This window comes from Micromonospora sp. C81 (assembly GCF_018070425.1).
Classification (GTDB): domain Bacteria; phylum Actinomycetota; class Actinomycetes; order Mycobacteriales; family Micromonosporaceae; genus Micromonospora; species Micromonospora zamorensis.
This window is the reverse complement of sequence record NZ_JAGPXS010000007.1, coordinates 186,473-204,395: the sequence shown is the minus strand read 5'-3', so window position 1 is coordinate 204,395 and position 17,923 is coordinate 186,473. Positions and strand designations below refer to the sequence as shown.

Annotated in this window: 17 protein-coding genes, 1 pseudogene and 1 riboswitch; of the genes and pseudogenes, 10 read left to right on the top strand and 8 right to left on the bottom strand. The window is 71.5% G+C overall.

Translation table 11 applies throughout. The features are described from left to right. Positions 1 to 156 precede the first annotated feature (156 nt). Both KBX46_RS14640 and KBX46_RS14635 read left to right on the top strand, forming a co-directional pair. Positions 157 to 678 (top strand): GNAT family N-acetyltransferase, encoded by a 522-nt coding sequence (locus KBX46_RS14640; RefSeq protein WP_210792917.1) that lies wholly within the window; start codon positions 157 to 159, stop codon positions 676 to 678. Next, positions 675 to 1,271: a GNAT family N-acetyltransferase gene (locus KBX46_RS14635; RefSeq protein WP_210792916.1), complete on the top strand. Its 597-nt coding sequence runs from the start codon at positions 675 to 677 to the stop codon at positions 1,269 to 1,271. The genes KBX46_RS14640 and KBX46_RS14635 overlap by 4 nt, the downstream gene beginning before the upstream one ends. Here KBX46_RS14635 and KBX46_RS14630 read toward each other — a convergent pair. Then, entirely contained in the window at positions 1,166 to 2,140 is a 975-nt protein-coding gene (locus KBX46_RS14630; protein ID WP_210792915.1) for a YafY family protein, read from the bottom strand. The two genes, KBX46_RS14635 and KBX46_RS14630, sit on opposite strands and share 106 nt — an antisense overlap. Positions 2,141 to 2,234: 94 nt before the next feature. On the opposite strand from KBX46_RS14630, the gene KBX46_RS14625 reads away from it, so the two are divergent. The 3 genes from KBX46_RS14625 to KBX46_RS14615 all read left to right on the top strand — a co-directional run bounded on the left by KBX46_RS14625 (position 2,235) and on the right by KBX46_RS14615 (position 4,412). Continuing rightward, positions 2,235 to 2,672, top strand: coding sequence for a VOC family protein (locus KBX46_RS14625; protein ID WP_210792914.1), 438 nt, complete (start codon positions 2,235 to 2,237; stop codon positions 2,670 to 2,672). Between the two features lie 57 nt (positions 2,673 to 2,729). After that, positions 2,730 to 3,917, top strand: a complete 1,188-nt coding sequence (gene dinB, locus KBX46_RS14620) for a DNA polymerase IV (RefSeq protein ID WP_210792913.1) — start codon at positions 2,730 to 2,732, stop codon at positions 3,915 to 3,917. Positions 3,918 to 4,040: 123 nt separating this feature from the next. Then, complete coding sequence (locus KBX46_RS14615) at positions 4,041 to 4,412, top strand: hypothetical protein (protein ID WP_210792912.1); 372 nt, start codon at positions 4,041 to 4,043, stop codon at positions 4,410 to 4,412. 124 nt (positions 4,413 to 4,536) lie between these two features. On the opposite strand, the gene KBX46_RS14610 is transcribed toward KBX46_RS14615, so the two are convergent. Both KBX46_RS14610 and KBX46_RS14605 read right to left on the bottom strand, forming a co-directional pair. Continuing rightward, positions 4,537 to 5,232 (bottom strand): transglycosylase family protein, encoded by a 696-nt coding sequence (locus KBX46_RS14610; protein ID WP_088947894.1) that lies wholly within the window; start codon positions 5,230 to 5,232, stop codon positions 4,537 to 4,539. Next, positions 5,233 to 5,405, bottom strand: a riboswitch (cyclic di-AMP (ydaO/yuaA leader). Between the two features lie 154 nt (positions 5,406 to 5,559). Then, positions 5,560 to 6,222 (bottom strand): ThuA domain-containing protein, encoded by a 663-nt coding sequence (locus KBX46_RS14605; protein WP_210792911.1) that lies wholly within the window; start codon positions 6,220 to 6,222, stop codon positions 5,560 to 5,562. A gap of 65 nt (positions 6,223 to 6,287) precedes the next feature. On the opposite strand from KBX46_RS14605, the gene KBX46_RS14600 reads away from it, so the two are divergent. Together KBX46_RS14600 and KBX46_RS14595 are read left to right on the top strand one after the other, a co-directional pair. Continuing rightward, on the top strand, positions 6,288 to 6,623 hold the full coding sequence (locus KBX46_RS14600; protein WP_210792910.1) for a helix-turn-helix transcriptional regulator: 336 nt from the start codon (positions 6,288 to 6,290) through the stop codon (positions 6,621 to 6,623). Further along, positions 6,620 to 7,312 carry a nitroreductase family protein gene (locus KBX46_RS14595; RefSeq protein ID WP_210792909.1) on the top strand — a complete coding sequence of 231 codons (693 nt, stop codon included), beginning with the start codon at positions 6,620 to 6,622 and terminating at the stop codon, positions 7,310 to 7,312. The genes KBX46_RS14600 and KBX46_RS14595 overlap by 4 nt, the downstream gene beginning before the upstream one ends. A gap of 66 nt (positions 7,313 to 7,378) precedes the next feature. Here KBX46_RS14595 and htpG read toward each other — a convergent pair whose 3' ends face one another. Beyond that, the gene (gene htpG, locus KBX46_RS14590) at positions 7,379 to 9,307 is read right to left on the bottom strand and encodes a molecular chaperone HtpG (protein WP_210792908.1); all 1,929 of its coding nucleotides are present in this window, start codon (positions 9,305 to 9,307) and stop codon (positions 7,379 to 7,381) included. A gap of 150 nt (positions 9,308 to 9,457) precedes the next feature. Between htpG and KBX46_RS14585 the strand changes: the two genes are divergently transcribed. After that, complete coding sequence (locus KBX46_RS14585) at positions 9,458 to 10,156, top strand: SDR family oxidoreductase (protein ID WP_210792907.1); 699 nt, start codon at positions 9,458 to 9,460, stop codon at positions 10,154 to 10,156. Positions 10,157 to 10,219: 63 nt separating this feature from the next. On the opposite strand, the gene KBX46_RS14580 is transcribed toward KBX46_RS14585, so the two are convergent. Further along, positions 10,220 to 11,977: a M28 family peptidase gene (locus tag KBX46_RS14580; RefSeq protein ID WP_210792906.1), complete on the bottom strand. Its 1,758-nt coding sequence runs from the start codon at positions 11,975 to 11,977 to the stop codon at positions 10,220 to 10,222. Positions 11,978 to 12,181: 204 nt separating this feature from the next. Between KBX46_RS14580 and KBX46_RS14575 the strand changes: the two genes are divergently transcribed. Next, complete coding sequence (locus KBX46_RS14575) at positions 12,182 to 14,953, top strand: ATP-binding protein (protein ID WP_210792905.1); 2,772 nt, start codon at positions 12,182 to 12,184, stop codon at positions 14,951 to 14,953. A gap of 76 nt (positions 14,954 to 15,029) precedes the next feature. Here the strand turns inward: KBX46_RS14575 and KBX46_RS14570 are convergent, their stop codons facing one another. From KBX46_RS14570 to KBX46_RS33295, 3 genes and pseudogenes are all read right to left on the bottom strand, one after another. After that, complete coding sequence (locus tag KBX46_RS14570) at positions 15,030 to 15,695, bottom strand: hypothetical protein (protein ID WP_210792904.1); 666 nt, start codon at positions 15,693 to 15,695, stop codon at positions 15,030 to 15,032. A 125-nt stretch (positions 15,696 to 15,820) separates the two neighbouring features. Then, complete coding sequence (locus KBX46_RS33300) at positions 15,821 to 16,525, bottom strand: trypsin-like serine protease (protein ID WP_370453083.1); 705 nt, start codon at positions 16,523 to 16,525, stop codon at positions 15,821 to 15,823. A 3-nt stretch (positions 16,526 to 16,528) separates the two neighbouring features. Continuing rightward, positions 16,529 to 16,936, bottom strand: a pseudogene (locus tag KBX46_RS33295) (snapalysin family zinc-dependent metalloprotease); the annotation flags it as partial. Positions 16,937 to 17,243: 307 nt separating this feature from the next. Between KBX46_RS33295 and KBX46_RS14560 the strand changes: the two are divergent. Beyond that, the gene (locus tag KBX46_RS14560) at positions 17,244 to 17,807 is read left to right on the top strand and encodes a hypothetical protein (protein ID WP_099852833.1); all 564 of its coding nucleotides are present in this window, start codon (positions 17,244 to 17,246) and stop codon (positions 17,805 to 17,807) included. The last annotated feature ends 116 nt before the right edge of the window (positions 17,808 to 17,923 follow it).

The following is a 17,923-nucleotide window of genomic DNA, read 5'->3' as shown; positions in this document are numbered from 1 at the left end:
CTGTGAGGCATATTTATGCCTCACAGTCATCAGTCGTTTTCGCGTCATGCCCGCCGGGCGTGCCCGCCGGCATGACTCCGAAGCGACGACCGTCGACACGTCGGCGCAGGTGATAAAGGCGTGGAGCCGGCGACACGGTGGGCCTATGGTGGCGCGGTGCTGATCAGACGCGAGACGGACGCCGACGCCGACGCCATCCGGGCGGTTCACTCCGCCGCCTTCACCAGGACCGACGGCGCTGGCGTACCGGTCGAGGCGACACTGGTCGACGCGCTGCGCGCCGACGAGGGTTGGCTGCCCGCGTACTCGCTGGTGGCGACCGATTCGGACGGCCAGGTGGTGGGGCACGTGGTGGCCACGCGCGGCCGGGTGGCCGGCGAGCCGGTGGCGCTCGGGCTGGGGCCACTCGGTGTGCTGCCCGACTGGCAGCGCCGTGGGGTGGGCCACGCGTTGATGCACGCGGTGCTCGGCGCGGCCGACGCGCGGGACGAGCCGCTGGTGGTGCTGCTCGGGCACCCTGACTACTACCCGCGCTTCGGGTTCCGGCCCGCCGTCGAGCTGGGCGTCACCCCGCCGCAGCCGTGGGGGCCGCAGTATTTCCAGGCCCGGCCGCTGACCGCGTGGCGGGAGTCGATCCGCGGTGAGTTCCGCTACGCCGGCCCGTTCGACGACCTGTGAACCAGCCGCGGATCCGCCGGCGGCGCGCCACCGACCTGGACGGCTGCGTCGCGGGGCTCGCCGAGGTTCACCGGGTCGACAGGTACCCCCTGAACTGGCCCGCCGACCCGCACCGCTGGCTGCGCGAGCCGCACCCGGCGCGCGCCTGGGTGGCGGTCGACGCCGACGGGGCCGTCGTGGGGCATGTCGCGGTGCATCGGATCCCCGACCCGGCGGGCGGGCCGCCGGCCCGGCCGACAGCCGAGGTGGCTCGCCTCTTCGTGGTGCCGTCCGCCCGAGGGTTGGCGCTGGGCAGCGCGCTGCTGGACCGGGCCCGGCAGTGGGCGAGCAGACGCGGTACGGACCTGGTGCTGGAGCTGGCCGCCGGTGGTGCCGCGGCCGCCGCGCTCTACGAGCGCACCGGCTGGCGGCGCGTCGGGACGAGCACGGCACCATGGACCGCCCCGGACGGCAGCCCGGTGTCGCTACGGCACTACGCCCTGCGCCACTACCCGCCCGGTTCCGATGGCCCACCCGCCAGCACGGCGAGGCGACGGGCGAGGCGGCCGACGGCCTCGCGCAACTCGGGAGGCTCCAGCACCTCCATCTCGTGATCGAGGCGTGCCAGATGCGCGGCGAGCCAGTCCAGGCTCTCGCCGCCGACGACCAGCACGCACCATCCGTCGCAGTCGTCCTCGACCCGCCCGACCTGCGGTGGCACCAACGCCCGCACCCGGTCCGGCTGGGCGTGCACCCGCACGCGGGCGAGATACCGGTACGGCGCCTCGGTCACCGATCGCTGCACGTACGCGACGGGATCCGGATGCTCGCGCGCTCGGAAGCGCCAGGTCGTCGCGGTCGCCGCGCCCATCCGGTCGAGCCGGAACGTACGCCAGTCGTCGCGGTCGACGTCCCAGGCCATCAGATACCAGCGGCGACCTGTGGTGACCATCCGGATCGGTTCCACAGTCCGTTCGCGGTCCCCACCGTCGCGGCCGGGGTAGGTGAAGCGGACCCGCACCGCGTCGCGACAGGCCCGCGCCAGGGTCACCAGCAGCTCCGCGTCGATCTCGGCCACCGGGCCCAGGAGCGTCTCCGTGGCGCCGTGCACCGCCCGCACCTCGGCACGCAGCCGCGACGGCATCACCTGGTCGAGCTTCGCGAGCGCCCGCAGGGCCGCCTCGCCCGCTCCGGCGATCGTGCCGCCCGAGGCGAGGCGCAGGGAGACCGCCGTCGCGATGGCCTCCTCGTCGTCGAGGAGCAACGGCGGCAGCCGGGTGCCCGCGCCGAGCTGGTAGCCACCGCCGACGCCCGACACCGCCTGCACGGGATAGCCGAGTGTGCGCAGTCGCTGCACGTCGCGGCGGACGCAGCGGTCGGTGACGCCCAGCTCGGCGGCGAGGTCGGCGGCTGTCCAGGATGGTCGCCGTTGGAGCAGCGCCAGCAACCGCAGCACCCGCTCGGTCGTTGCCTCGACGGTCACACGCCGATCGTCGCACGGATCGCGGAACGACCCTGTCCGCTATTCACGAGAGGCTGGGATCATGACCGACCAGATCACGAGACAGGGAGCTGACATGGCCCGCGACGTCCAGATCACGTTCGACTGCGCCGACCCCGCCGGGTTGGCCGAGTTCTGGGCCGAGGCCCTCGGCTACCAGTTGCAGGGACCGCCCGGAGACTTCGAGTCGTGGGAGCAGGCGCTGGACGCGATGGGGGTCCCGCCGGAGAACCGCAACGACGCCTCAGCGGTGGTCGACCCCGAGGGTGTGCGACCGCGCCTGTTCTTCCAGCGGGTGCCCGAGCCCAAGCGGGTGAAGAATCGCGTACACCTCGATGTGCGGGCCGCTCCCGGGCTCACGGGTGACGAGCGGATGGCGGCGCTGGAGGCGGAGGCGGAACGACTCGCCGCATACGGCGCCACCCGACTCAGTCGCCACGAGCCCGCTCCCCCACTGGGTGCCGGTCACCTCGTCATGGCCGACCCGGAGGGCAACGAGTTCTGCCTCGACTGATCGGGCGTTCGCCCAGCTCATTGCAGAGATGGCCACCTGCCATGCGAACATGTGTACGTGTCGCCCGGCGCCAGCATCCTGCACGCCGACCTGGACGCCTTCTACGCGTCGGTCGAGCAGCGTGACGACCCGCGCCTGCGGGGGCGGCCGGTGATCGTCGGCGGCGGCGTGGTCCTCGCGGCCAGTTACGAGGCGAAGGCGCGAGGCGTACGCAGCGCGATGGGTGGTCAGCAGGCGCGCCGCCTCTGTCCGGACGCGATCGTGGTGCCGCCCCGGATGTCGGCGTACACGGCGGCGAGCCGGGCGGTCTTCGAGATCTTCCGGCAGACCACGCCACTGGTCGAGGGGCTCTCCATCGACGAGGCGTTCCTGGACGTCGGTGGCCTGTGGCGGCTGGTCGGGTCGCCGGCCGAGATCGCCGAGCGGCTGCGCCGGGAGGTTCGTGAACGGGTCCACCTGCCGATCACGGTGGGTGTGGCCCGCACGAAGTTCCTGGCGAAGGTGGCCAGCGGGGTGGCGAAGCCGGACGGTCTGCTGGTGGTCGCACCGGACGCCGAGTTGGCGTTCCTGCACCCACTGCCGGTCGAGCGGTTGTGGGGCGTCGGCCCGGTCACCTCAGCGAAGCTGCGGGAACGCCGGATCCGTACGGTCGGTGAGGTGGCCCGGCTCGGTGAGGCCGCCCTGGTGTCGCTGCTCGGGTCGGGCGCCGGCAGGCACCTGCACGCCCTGGCGCACAACCGCGATCCTCGCTCTGTGCAGGTCAGCCGGCGGCGCGGCTCGATGGGCGCGCAGCATGCGCTGAGCCGCACGCCGCATGCCCCGGCGGAGCTGGATGCCATCCTCGCCGGCCTCGTCGACCGGGTCAGCCGCCGCATGCGGGCGGCGGGGCGGTCCGGTCGCACCGTGGTGTTGCGGCTGCGCTTCGGCGACTACACCCGGGCGACCCGCTCGCACACCATCGGCAAGGCGACGGCCGACACGACGCCGCTGCTCGCCGCCGCGCGCGCGTTGCTGCGAGCCGCGCTGACCGAGATCGATCGTCGTGGTGTCACACTGATCGGTGTCTCAGTGGGCAACCTGGACGACAACCCCGTGCAACCGGAGCTGCCGTTTCACCGCGATCCGGGCGCTGAGTTGGACGCCGCGGTGGACGCGGTCCGTGACCGGTTCGGCTCAACGGCGCTGACCCGAGCGGTCCTGCTCGGCCGGGAGCCGGGCGTCGAGATGCCGCTGCTGCCGGATTGACCGATCTGCGTGCGGCGTCCCGGCGACCGCTGCGACCGGAGACACATCACAGCAGGTCGGCGGTTTAACCGGCGGCTGACGGGTGACCCTTGTGGGGTACAGCCTGACAAGGGGGGACCCACAATGTCCGACGACGACACCAGCAACCGGCCGAGTCGCACTGCCGAGCGGCCGCACGACGTAACCGACCCGCTGCTCTGGCAACTGGCGATCGACGTGCTGAGCGCCCACGAGCCGGACGACGAGGGTCAGTGCCGCAACCTTCAGTGCGCCGGGCAGTCCTGGCCGTGCGCGGCCCGCGCCGGCGCGGAGCAGTCGATGCGACTGGCCCGCAGCACACCCGCCCCGGTCGAGATGACCACCGACGGCGGCGACAACGAGGAGGGCGGCACGGGCTGGTCCGGAGAGGGCAGCGCACCGGCGCCCCGCTGGGGCTGGAACGCCGGCCCGGTCACGTCGCACCGAGGGTCGAAGGCATCCGCCTCCGCGGCGTGACGGCTTCCCCCGGGGTACGGGCGCTCGGGCTGATCGCACCACACGTACGAACGCTCGGCCGGTGACCCGGCCGAGCGTTCGTGTGTCATCCGTCAGAGGCTGAGCCGCTGACCCGGGAAGACCGTCAGAGGCTGAGCCGCTGACCCGGGAAGATCAGGCCCGGGTCGGCCCCGATCAGCTGCCGGTTGTGCTCGTAGAGCGCCTGCCAACCGCCGGTCACCCGGTGGCTGTCGGCGATCTCCGACAGGGTGTCGCCCGGCTTGACCAGGTACGTCTGGCCGCCCGTGGTCGGCGCGGTGCGCTCGTGGTTGCGGGTCGCCGGCTGCTCCCGCCGCGAGGGCCGCTCCTGCTGCTCGGTGGGCTTCGCCGTGGACTTCGCGGTGGGCTTCTGCGTGGACTTCGTCGATGGCTTCGCGGTGGACTTCGTCGACGGCTTTGTGGCGGAGCCGCCGGACGAGCCGCCCTTCTTGCCGCAGGTCGGCCACGCGCCGATGCCCTGCCCGTCGAGCACCTTCTCGGCGATGGCGATCTGCTCGCCGCGGCTGGCCAGGTCGGCACGGGCGGCGTACTTCTTGCCACCGTAGCCGGCCCAGGTGCTCTGGGAGAACTGCAGGCCACCGTAGTAGCCGTTGCCGGTGTTGATCTTCCAGTTACCGCCGGACTCGCACTTGGCGATCGCGTCCCAGTTGACCGCGGCCTGCGCGGGGGCGGCCGGGCCGAAGAGGGCGACAGCACCGGTGACCGCACCGACGGCCAGGGTGCCGACGGCGAGACGGCGGGTGGTGACCCGTCGGTGACGGGGCGTGTAGACAGACGTCATGTGAACTTCCTCCACGCCGGCGAGGTGAGCTGTCGGGTTCGGGCCGAGGAGCCCGGCCGCACGATGGCGGCTTCACCCCGAGGTGACGTGCACCGAGGAACGTTTGGGTCCCCCGCTCCTGCCCGGGTGACTGGGTTCCACCGACCGGGGGCAGGATTTGGCGTTGCCGGCCGTGGTGTCCGCAGTGGCGAACCCGACCGACGTTAGGCACGGTCGGTGACGATCGCCCAACCCCTGTGAAGTTCTTCACCGGGGTACGCGGGGCGTCACCCGTAGCGGTTGCGGGTGGGTGGTCAATGTGCAGTGACCACCGTGGACCGTTGCGGATCAGATGCGGTGACGGAGCCAGAGCACGATGCGCCGCAGCAGCTCGACGTGTCCCGGCGACTCGTACGACCGGGCGTCGTGACCGAGTGCGTTGTAGACGATCCGGCTGCTCCCGGCCGTGCGCGCCCAGACGAGCGGGTGGGTGTCGCCACCCTCGTCGTGGACGTAGAGAGTCTCGACGTCGACGCCGTCGAGCAACTCCAGGTCGGTGTAGCGCTCGTCGTGCACCTCGAAGTCCACGAGACCGGTAGTGATCGGGTGCTCGATGTCGGTGCGTCGGATGAGGCTGGTTCCGATCGGCGGGTGGAAGGTCCGACCGTGGTCCCAGGCGGCGCCGACCGTGGACCGCCAGGTCGCGAGCTGGGGAAACGCGATCGTCGCGCTGTGCGTGGCGAGCAGGCTGCCGCCACGGGCCAGGAAGGCGTCGAGGACGCGGCCGAACTCCTCGTCCTGCGGGATCGGGGCCGTGCGGTCGGCGCTGGCGTTCACCACCAGGAGGCGGGCGCCGTCGAGTGCGGCCGCGAGTTGGTCGACGGTGGTCACGATCGCCACCGGGCCCGCCTCGCCGACGAGCTTGGCGATCGCCGCGCTGGTCTCGGACAACGGGTGCCAGGGATCGGCGTGCGGGCCCTCCCCGCTGAAGATCACTGTGTCGACCGGCATGACCGTGCTCCGCTCATCATTTGGACGATTTTCGAAATCACGAAATCAAAGCTAGCATGGCGTCCATGAGAGCCCTGCATCATCCCGATCTCGCCTCGGTCGACCTCGCCACCGTGCTCGGCGCCCTCGCCGACCCGGTGCGCCTGAGTGTCGTACGACAGTTGGCGCAGGCCGGTGGGGTCGTCTGCGGGAAGTTCGACGCGTTGTCCGAGGTGAGCATGTCCACGCTGTCACATCACCTGAAGGTGCTGCGGGCAGCCGGCGTCCTCCGCGTCACGCCCAACGGCAGCTTCCGCAGACACGAACTGCGTGCGGACGAGATCAATGACCGGTTTCCCGGGCTCCTTCCCGCGGTCATCGCCAACCTCGACCTGACCGAACGAGTGGGAGTTCCCGCATGAGCGACACCAACCCGGCCGGGCAGAGCGGGCCGCGCACACTGGGCCTGTCCGCCGACGAGGTCCTGAGCACGACCCGCGCCGTCCGCAAGCGTCTCGACCTGGGACGCCCGGTCCCCCGTGACGTGATCGAGGACTGCCTGCGCATCGCGCTTCAGGCCCCCAGCGGCCGCAACAGGCAACGCTGGGACTTCATCTTCGTCGAGGATCCGCAGACCCGGGCCGCCGTCGCCCGACTGTGGCGACTCGGGCTGATGGCACCGCCACCCGCGTCGGGCGGCACCGGGCCGGCCTTCAGCCGGATGGACTTCGCCTCCGAGCAGTGGGGCCGGATCGCCGGCAGCCTGCAACACCTGGCGGACCACCTGCACGAGGTGCCGCTGCTGCTCATCCCCTGCCTGCGGGTCGAGTCCCGCGCCGAGCTGGCCAGCGTGCGCGGGCAGGCCGGGGCCTGGGGTTCGGTCATCCCGGCGTTCTGGAGCTTCATGCTGGCCGCTCGGGAACGCGGGCTCGGCACCGCGTGGACCACGAGCCATCTCAGCTACGAAAGGGAGATGGCAGACCTGCTCGGCATCCCCTACGACACCGTCGTGCAGGTGGCGCTCACGCCGGTGGCGTACACCCTGGGCACCGACTTCAAGCCCGGTCCGCGGGCCGACGCGGACGGGTTCGCCCACTGGAACCGCTGGTAGCCGGCCACCGCCGGCGGCGGGCCACCCGGTGACCCGGGAAGCCCGCCGCTTGACGGGGTACGCCAGCTACAGGGTGCGCGCCAGCCGGTCGGCGAGCGTCCGGGTGAAGCGGGCCGGGTCGGTCAGCTCACCGCCCTCGGCGAGCACCGCCAGGCCGTAGAGCAGCTCGGCGGTCTCGGTCAGAGCCGCCTGGTCGCTGCCCTGCTCGTGGGCCTTGCGCAGCCCGGACACCAGCGGGTGACCGGGGTTGATCTCCAGGATCCGCTTGGTCGGGGGAAGCTCGTGCCCCATCGCCCGGTACATCTTCTCCAGGGTCGGCGTGAGGTCGTGGGCGTCGCCGACGACGCAGGCCGGCGAGGTGGTCAGCCGCGACGACAGACGCACCTCCCGGACGCTGTCGGTCAGGGTGGTGCCCAGCCAGTCGAGCAGGGCGGCGAACTCCTGCCGCTGCTGCTCGCGCTCGGCCTCGGCCTGCTGCTTCTCCTCGTCGGTGTCCAGGTCGATCTCGCCCTTGGCGATGGACCGCAGCGGCCGACCGTCGTACGCGCCGACCCGCTCGACCCACACCTCGTCGACCTGGTCGGTGAGCAGCAGCACCTCGTGGCCCTTGGCCCGGAACGCCTCCAGGTGCGGCGAGTTCTCGATGGCGGCCCGGGACTCGCCGGTGGCGTACCAGATGTCGCTCTGGCCGTCCTTCATCCGTGAGACGTAGCCAGCCAGGTCGGTGGGCTCGGCGGGGTCGTGGGTGGAGGCGACCGACAGGAGGTCCAGCAGGGTGTCGCGGTTGTCGGTGTCGTCGATCAGCCCTTCCTTGACCACCGCGCCGAACTCGGTCCAGAAGGTGCGGTACCTCTCGGCGTGGTTGGCCTTGAGGTCCTTGACCGTGGCGAGGATCTTCTTCACCAGGCGACGGCGGACGATCTGGATCTGCCGGTCCTGCTGGAGGATCTCGCGGGAGATGTTCAGCGACAGGTCGTGCGCGTCGACCACGCCCTTGACGAAGCGCAGGTAGGTCGGGACCAGCGCCTCGCAGTCGTCCATGATGAAGACGCGCTTGACGTAGAGCTGGACGCCGCGGCGGCCCTGCGGGGAGAACAGGTCGAGCGGGGCGTGGCTGGGCAGGAACAGCAGCGCCTCGTACTCGAAGGTGCCCTCGCCCTTCATGTGCACGACCTCGAGCGGGTCGGCCCAGTCGTGGCTGACGTGCTTGTAGAACTCGTTGTACTCCGCGGCGTCGACCTCGTCGCGGGGTCGAGCCCAGAGTGCCTTCATCGAGTTGAGGGTCTGCACCTCGCTGGTGGCGGCCTCGCCGTCGGCGCCGGGCCGCTCGACGCTCATCCGGATCGGCCAGGCGATGAAGTCGGAGTATCGCTTGACGATCTCCCGGACGGTCCACTCGGCGGTGTAGTCGTGCAGGTTGTCCTCGGTGTCGACCGGCTTGAGGTGCAGGGTCACCGTGGTGCCCTGCGGCGCCTCGTCGACCGACTCGATCGAGTAGGTGCCCTCGCCGGTGGACTCCCAGCGGGTGCCGCCGGTCTCGCCGGCCTTGCGGGTCAGCAGGGTGACCCGGTCGGCCACCATGAACGCGGCGTAGAAGCCGACGCCGAACTGGCCGATCAGGTCCTGCGAGGCGTGGGCGTCGGCGGATTCGCGCAGCTTGCGCAGCAGCTCGGCGGTGCCCGACTTGGCGATGGTGCCGATCAGCTGGACGACCTCGTCGCGGGTCATCCCGATGCCGTTGTCCCGCACGGCGAGGGTGCGGGCGTCCCGGTCGACCTCGAGGGCGACGTGCAGGTCGTCGGTGTCGGCGACGAGGTCCTTGTCGACAAGCGTGGCCAGTCGCAGCTTGTCCAGGGCGTCGGACGCGTTCGAGATGAGTTCCCGCAGGAAGACGTCCTTGTTCGAATAGATCGAGTGGACCACCAACTGGAGGAGCTGACGCGCCTCGGCCTGGAATTCCAACGTTTCGGCCTGGTTGCTCACACCGTCTCCCATCTCGGCTCGTGCGGAGGTTCGCGGAAAGGATACGAGCCGTCACCGGCAGGGTTGTGGCCGCCTCGGGGTCGCATTCCCGATTCAGGGGGGTCACCGTCGTGACGTAGCTGACTTTGGTGAACGTAAGTCAGGTCGGATAGCGTGACGGCCATGAAGATCGCTGGAAGCACCGCTCTCGTCACCGGCGCCAACCGTGGCCTCGGCCGACACCTGGCCGCCGAACTCCTCGCCCGGGGCGCCACCGTCTACGCCGGCGCCCGCAACCCCGACAGCGTCGACCTGCCCGGCGTGACGCCGGTCCGCCTCGACATCACCGACCCCGCCTCGGTGGCCGCAGCCGCCGAGCTGGCCGGGAACGTGAACCTGCTGATCAACAACGCCGGCATCGACACCCGGACAGATCTGCTCGACGGCGACCTGGACCTCGTCCGGCTGGAGCTGGAGACCCACTACATCGGCACCCTCTCGACTGTCCGGACGTTCGCGCCGGTCATCGCCGGCAACGGCGGCGGAACGATCCTCAACGTGCTCTCCGTGCTGTCCTGGTTCGGCTTGCCGATCCACGGGGCCTACAGCGCCGCCAAGTCCGCCGAGTGGTCGATGACCAACGTCCTTCGCGTCCAGCTCGCCGAGCGGGGCATCCGGGTCGCCGGCCTGCACGTCGGCTACCTGGACACCGACATGGCCGCCGACGTCACCGGCCCGAAACTGGACCCGGCGACGATCGCCCGGATCGGGGTGGACGGCATCGAGGCCGACGCGTACGAGATCCTCGCCGACGACCTCAGCCGCCAGGTGCAGGCCGGGCTGGCCGGCGGCGTCGCCGCGCTCTACCCGCAGCTCCCCTGACCCACGACGCGACGAGCCGCCGCCGGGAAGCCCCGGCGGCGGCTCGCTTCTGCGGGTACGCGGTCAGCTCGCCTGCAACGTCACGTCGTCGATCACGAAGCTGGTCTGCAACGACGAGTCCTCGGAGCCGGTGAACGTGAGCGTCACCGTCTGCCCGGCGTACGCGGCAACGTTGAGCGTGCGCTGGACGTAGCTGGTGGAGGCGTTGAGGTTCGAGTACGTCGCCAGCGTGGTCGAGCCCATCCGCACGGTCAGCTTGTCGTACGCCGTGGACGTGGTCGTCTCGGCGGTGTCGATGCGAGTCCAGAACGACAGCGTGTAGCTGGCGCAGCCGGCCGGCACTGTCACCGACTGGGACAGGGTCTCGGTGCGGGTGCTGCCGTACCCGTTGAGCCACGCCTTGTATGACCCGGTCCGGGCCGGCTTGCTGCTGGAGTTGGTGATAACGCCGGAGGACGCCGTCCACACCGTGGCGCCGCTCTCGAAGCCGCCGTTGCCGATCACCTGGGTGGCGGCGCAGCCGCCGGTGCCGGTCACGGTGAGAGTGAGGGTGGCGCTGCGGGTGACCGAGCCGGTGCCGGTGACCGTCACCGTGAAGGTGCCGGTCGCGGCGCTTGACGACGCGGTGAGGGTCATCGTCGACGAGCCGCCGGAGGTCACCGAGGACGGGCTGAACGAGACGCTCACCCCGCTGGGCGCGCCGGAGGCGGAAAGGCTGACCGACTGCGCCGAGCCGGCCGTGGTGGCGGTGGAGACCGTGGCGGTGGTGCTGGCGCCCCGCGCGACGGTGCGCGTCGTGGGGCTCACCGCGACGGAGAAGTCGTTGGTGGGGGTGCCGCCGCCCACGGCGAGCTGCCACAGCGCGTACGCGACACCGTCGGCCGCCCTGTTCAGCACCGTCGCGCTGACGTTGGCGGTGGTGTCACAGGCACGGTGGTAGCAGGGGTCGTACGCCGAGTTGGCGGTGCCGCCCCACTTGGCGGCCTGGGAGCTCGTCTTGCGGGCGCTGGCCCCGGCGGCGTAGCCCGAGGTGGGGATGCCGGCCTGCTGGAAGTAGTAGTCGTCGGAGCGGCCCTGGCCCTCGACGTTCTCCTCCGGCGCAAGGCCCAACGAGTCCCAGTACGCCTTCAGCGGCGCCGCCGTGGTCGAGGTGACCCGGTTGATGAAGTAGCCGCCGTTGACCGAGCCGACCATGTCGAAGTTGTAGTAGCCCTTGATGTAGCCGCGCTGGGTGGTGTTGAGCGAGTTGACGTAGAACCGGGAGCCGTTGAGCCCCTGCTCCTCGTCGGTCCACCAGGCGAACCGGACCTTCTTCGTCATGGTCGGGTTCTGCGCGGCCAGGACCAGGGCGTTCTCCAGCAGGGTGGACGAGCCGGTGGCGTTGTCGTTGATGCCGGGGCCGGCCGAGACGCCGTCGAGGTGGGCGCCGAACATGACCACCTGGTCGGTCGGGCCGCCGGGCCACTCGGCGATCAGGTTGTTCGAGGGGTACGTGCAGCTGGAGCAGTACTGCTCGCTGACGGTGTAGCCGGCCGACTGGAGCCTGGTCTTGACGTACGTGAGCGAGGCGGTGTAGCCGGCCGAGCCGGCCCTGCGGTTACCGCCGTTGCTGGTGGCGATGCTGTTGAACTGGGTGAGGTGGGCCTGGACGTTGCTGACGGAGATGTCCGGTGCTGCCAACGCGGCGGCGGTCGCGGCGATCGGCCGGGCCTCCGTCATCGTGGTCATGGGCGACGCGGCCACCGGCTGGGCGGCCAGCGTCACCGTCATTCCGGCGAACACGGCAAGCGCGATTCCCGCGCTCAGCGTTCTGCCTCTCATGGGGGCTCCTCGGGGGTTGGAGAGATACCCGAGACACTTACAGATGTCGATCCATTGGGCATCGGTCGTTCGTCCCGAACCGCCGCCGCTTCGACGGTGGGTACCGGCGGCGGCACAGGTGAGTAGAGGTGCCAGGATGGGTAGGTAACGCCAGCAGGGGTCGTCGGGCCCGGAACGGGGGCTAGCGATGGGGCCGGGTCGAGCGTGACACGACCCAGCATCGACCTGTTCAGCGGCGGCGGTGACACCGGTCGGCTGATGGCGGAGCTGGACTGGGCCCGTACGCCACTGGGTCCGGTCAGCGGATGGCCACAGAGCCTGCGCGCCGCGGTCCGGCTCGTGCTCTCCTCCCGCTACCCCATGCTGCTGCTCTGGGGCGACGACTTCTCCCAGCTCTACAACGACGCGTACTCCACGCTGATCGGCGACAAGCACCCCGCCGCGCTCGGCAACGACGTGCGGGTGACCCTGGCCGAGGGCTGGGACGTGCTCGCCCCGCTGATCGAGCAGGCCATGGCGACCGGGGTGGCCAGCTGGGTCCCCGCGCTGCAACTGCTGCTGGAGCGGGCCGGCTACCGCGAGGAGGCGTACTTCAGCGTCTCGCACGCGCCGGCCCGCGACGACGAGGGCCGCACGGTCGGGGTGTTCACCGTCTGCAGCGAGGTCACCGAGCAGGTGGTCGGCGAACGCCGGCTGCGCCTGCTGCGCGACCTGTCCGTTCTCGGCGACGGGCGCACCGTCGACGTGGACGCCACCGGTGCCCGGCTGATCGACACGATCGACAGCCACCCGCTGGACGTGCCGTTCGCCGCCATCTACCTGCGCGACGGCACGGTGCTGCGGCGGCTCGCCCGCACCGGCGGCGACCAGGGACACGAGGGGGCACTCCCGGACACCGTGGAGCTGGCCGACCCCGGCCCGGTCGCGTACGCCTGGGGGCTGCCGGACGCCGCCGAGGGCCGCCCGACCCAGGTGACCGACGTCGCCGAACGGCTGCCACTGCCCGCCGGCCCGTGGGGCGACCTGGTCCGCACCGCGCTGGCGCTGCCACTCCCCTCCGGCGACGAGGACCAGCCGCTCGGTGTCCTGCTGGCGGGGGTCAGCCCCAGCCGAGGGCTCGACGAGGCGTACCGGTCCTTCAACCAGCTGCTGGCGCAGCAGATCTCCGTGGCGCTGCGCAACGCCCAGGAGTACGAGGAGGAGCGGCGCCGGGTCGAGGCGTTGGCCGAACTGGACCGGGTCAAGACCGACTTCTTCGCCAACGTCAGCCACGAGTTCCGTACCCCGTTGACCCTCATGCTCGGCCCACTGGCCGACGCCCTCACCGACGCCACCGCGCCCCTGGCCCCCGTGCAGCGGGAGCGGGTGGAGACCGCGTGGCGCAACGCCACCCGACTGTTGACGCTGGTCAACAGCCTCCTCACCTTCAGCAGCCTGGAGGCCGGGCGGGCCCGCAGCGAGGCCCGCGCGGTCGACCTGTCCGCGCTCACCACCGAGCTGGCCGGCGTGTTCCGGGCCGCCGTCGAGCGGGCCGGGCTGACCCTGGAGGTGGCCTGCCCACCGCTGCCACGGCCGGTCACCATCGACCCGGTCAACTGGGAACGCATCGTCACCAACCTGCTCTCCAACGCTCTGAAATACACGTTCATCGGCCGGATCCGGGTCACCCTGGACACCGACGACGAGGAGGTACGCCTCACCGTCGCCGACACCGGCATCGGCATCGGCGACCAGGACCTGCCGAAACTCTTCGAACGCTTCCACCGGGTGCGGGGCGCCCGCTCACGCAGCCACGAGGGCACCGGCATCGGCCTGGCCCTGGTGCACGAGTTGGCCCGGCTGGAGGGCGGCGAGGTCCGGGTGGCCAGCCGGGTGGGCGTCGGCAGCACCTTCACCGTGGCGCTTCCCTGGTCGGCGGCGCGCCGAACGGCGTTGATCGGCCCGCCGGTGGACGGGCGGGGCGACGCAGCCCGCGCCGCTGTCGAGGAGGCGATGGGTTGGCTCGCCGAACCGGACGGCAGTGTGACGGAGCCCGACCGTACGATCGGCCCGGCGGTGGACGAGCTGGCCGGTTCCCGGATCCTGGTCGCCGACGACAACAGCGACATGCGGGCGTACCTCACCCGGCTGCTCACCGGGCAGGGCTGGCGGGTACGGGCCGTCACCGACGGCCGGCAGGCCCTCGACGAGATCCACCGAGAGCGGCCAGACCTGGTCCTGACCGACGTGATGATGCCGGTGATGGACGGCTTCGACCTGCTGCGCAGGCTGCGCGCGGACCCGGCGACCCGGGCACTGCCGGTGCTGGTGCTCTCCGCCCGTGCCGGGGGTGACGCCAGCGTGGAGGGCCTGAGCCTGGGGGCCGACGACTACCTGGTCAAGCCGTTCGCCGCGACCGAGCTGATCGCGCGGATCCGCGCGGCCATCCGGCGGGCCCGCGACCGCATCGCCGCCAACCCAGCGACGGTCGACGCCGCATCGGCGACAACGCGACCAGCCGAGGTCACCGCCACCGCACCGGCTTCGGCGGTCGAACCCGTCGGCGACACGTCCGTGGTGCCGGCGGCTCCGGCCGACCGGAACGGGCTGGGCGACGTCCTGGACGTCAGGTGGGCATACCCGTCCGCACCCACCTCGGCCGCGATGATGCGTCGGGACGTCCGGCGGACTCTGGGCGACCTCGACGTCGACCCGGACGTGCTGGAGGATCTGCTGCTCGCCGCGTCCGAGGCGATGAACAACGCCGTCGAGCACGCGCAGCGGCCCAGCCGTCCGGAGGTGCGGGTGCGGGTCCAGGTCGGTGTCGGCCTGGTCCGGATCTCGGTGCGGGACTTCGGCACCTGGCGGGACCGGCGACCGGCGATGGACCGGGGACGCGGCGCGCTGCTGATGAACGCGTACGGCGACGTGCGGCTGGTCTCCACCCTCGAGGGGACGACGGTGACCATCGAGCGCCGGTTGGCCGACCCGGCCTGAGCGACCAGCCGGCGGCGTGTCAAAGCCGGCGGCCGTGGTGCCTACTCGGCGCAGTGAGGCCGGTGGGCGCGCCTCATCAAGTGGGGCGACCGCGCTCCTGGGCGAGCCGCTCGTCCAGCCGGCCCAGCTCGTAGATCGCGTTGAGGCTGGTCGGCAACCGGCTGACATTGTCCGGCACGGGTCCAGGATCCGGCACGGGTGCCGGATCCGGCGCGGGATCCGGCGCGGGTGCGGGTGCGAGATCCGGCGCGGGTGCGGCGGCGGGGGCCGACGGACGGCGGCGCAGGAGCCACACGGCCAACACGACCATGGCAGCCAGGACCAGCACGTAGGACACCGGCGGCCACCCGTCGCGGGCGGGGTTCGCGAGCGTCGGCGGGGTGACCGGAGCGGGAGGGGCACCGTCACGGCGGGGCACGGTTGCCTCCCGGGTGCCGGTGACCTCGCCACCGGCGGGTCGAGCCGGTGCGACCGGAGCGGTCGGGACCTGGACAGCGGCCGACGACCCCGCGGGCGTGGGGGCCGCGGTTGGCCGCACCGGGCTGGGCTGGTCAGTGACCGCCGTCGGGCTCGGCGTGGGGGGCGCGGTTGGCGCCGTGCTCGGCGGGTCGCCGCCATCGAGGAGGTCGTCGACGATCCGGCCGACGCCACCGAGGAGGCCAGCGACCGGACCTGAGGTGGCCGACGGGGACGGCGTGGGCGCGAGAGCGAGGGTCAGCGCGAGGGCGACGAGGGCAGGCATTGGTCCACCTCGGATGTGTCGAGATGCCACGCACCGTATCCCATGGGCGACTGCGCGGGATGACCCCAACACGCCGCGAGCGGGGACGCGTCGTGCGCGCGTCCCCGCTGCACTGTCCTTGATGGTCAGACGGGCAGACCGCCGACCTGGGTGGAGATCCAGGACCGGATGGACGGCAGGTCGACGTAGATGGACGGGCCGGTGGCGCAGGTGGAGTTGTTGTTGCCGGCCCGGCTGGTGGCGCCGATCAGGTTCCACACTCCGTTGACGCGGCGCACCTGCGGCCCACCCGAGTCGCCGTAGCAGGCGCCGGAATTGCCGTTGGTGTTGTTGGTGCAGATCTCGTACGGGCCGTTGATGCCGGAGCACCGACTGTCCGCCACGATGGACGTGTCCAGCTCGTTGGCGACCGCCGGTGCCGATCCGCAGCCCCGGGGCGCGCAGGTCTGGCCCCAGCCGATGATCCGGGTGGCGGTGCCGACCGCGCCGGAGGTGCTCGGGATCGGTGCCGGGGCGTACGTGACCGAGCTGGCCAGTTGCAGCAGCTTGACGTCGACGCTCGGGTGGTTGACCGCACGGGTCACCCGCACCACAGTCCCGCCGCTGGAGCGGTTGACGCTGCCCACCCGCACCGAGGACGGCGTCGAGCAGTGCTTGGCGGTGACCGCCCAGTTGCCCTTGATCAGCGTGCCGGTGCAGCCGGAGACGTAGACCATGAACGGGTAGTTCTCCGACGCCGGTCGGCCGCCGACCACCAACGGTTCGATGTCGGAGTCGCCGGTCCAGGTGTACGTCGTACTGGCCGGAGCGGCCAGGCTGCCGGCGAACAGCGAGTTCACCCGGCTCGCCTCGGTCGAGCTGGGGTTGGCGTTGCGGCAGGACACCGGGGCGCTGCTGCCGGACATCAGGTCGGTGCACAGGCCGGTACGCCGGTCCGGCAGGCCCAGGATGTGCCCGATCTCGTGGGCGGCGATGCGGTTACGGTCGTAGCCCTGGTTGACGGCCGTGCGGCCCATCCAGATCCGTCCCGAGCCGAGGCCGGTCGGCTGCGCCCGGGGCCAGCCGTCGTCGACGTAGATGGTGATGCTGGCCGGGGTGCCGGCCAGCAGCCGGACGTTGCTGACCCGGCTGTTCCAGATCTGCGCCGCCTGGTCGAAGTTGGTGCGGAACTCACCGGTCCGGCTCGCGTCGTAGTAGACGGTCCGTACGGCGGCGGCCGGAGCGCCCGTGGCGAGCTGCACCCCGGCTGCCGCCAGCACGGCCACCAGCATGGCCATCGCCGTACGTCTCAGTTGTCGTCGGAACATCACGCACTCCCCTACGGTCGCCCGGCGGCCACCGGCCACCGATCATCGATGTACGTGAATGCTAGAGCCCGGGCGACCGATGTCCGACATAGCGGAAGCGTCATACCGCCGAGGAAATCCACTGTTACGCGGCGGTTACGCCGTGGCGAAGTGCCAGTGCCGAGAAGGGACGACGGTGGCGGCAGAGGGCCACCGGCAGCGCCGCCGCCACGTGGCCCCGAATCTCGAACGGAGAACCACGATGAGGATCAGAAGCGCACTGACGGCGATGGTGGTCGTCCTCGCCGGGCTGCTCGTCGGAGCGGGCAGCAGCACCGCGGCGGGCACCACGACCGGGTCGGCGTACTGCGGCATCACCTGGGGCAGCGCGGAGAAGTCGGCCGGCGCGCTCAGCGACGCCCCGCTGGTCGACGTCCGCACCGGGCGGCACGACTGCTACGACCGGGTGGTGTTCGAGTTCGCCGGCCCGGTCGACGGTTACGCGGTCGGCTACGGCGAGACGTGGACCGAGGGCGAGGGGCTGGCGTTGTCGCCGTACACCGCGGGAGGGGCGCTGCTGCGGGTGTCGCTGCGCGCACCGGCGTACGACGACGCACACCAGGGCACGGTGCCGTACGCGGTCGGTGAGCACGTCGCGAACCTGCTGCGCTACCCGACACTGCGTGACGTCGTCTTCGGCGGCAGCTTCGAGGGCTACAGCACCTTCGCGGTCGGCGTACGGGCGCGGTTGCCGTTCCGCACGTTCGTCCTCGCAGGTCCCGGCGGACACAGTCGGGTCGTGCTCGACGTGGCCCACCAGTGGTGATCATTACCGGACACCGAGCCGCCCCGGCAGACGCGTCCGTCGCCGGGGCGGTGGGTGTCGGGACGGCTCAGACGTGCAGGGTGGGGCGGTAGACGAGTTCCTGGGAGCTGTTCATG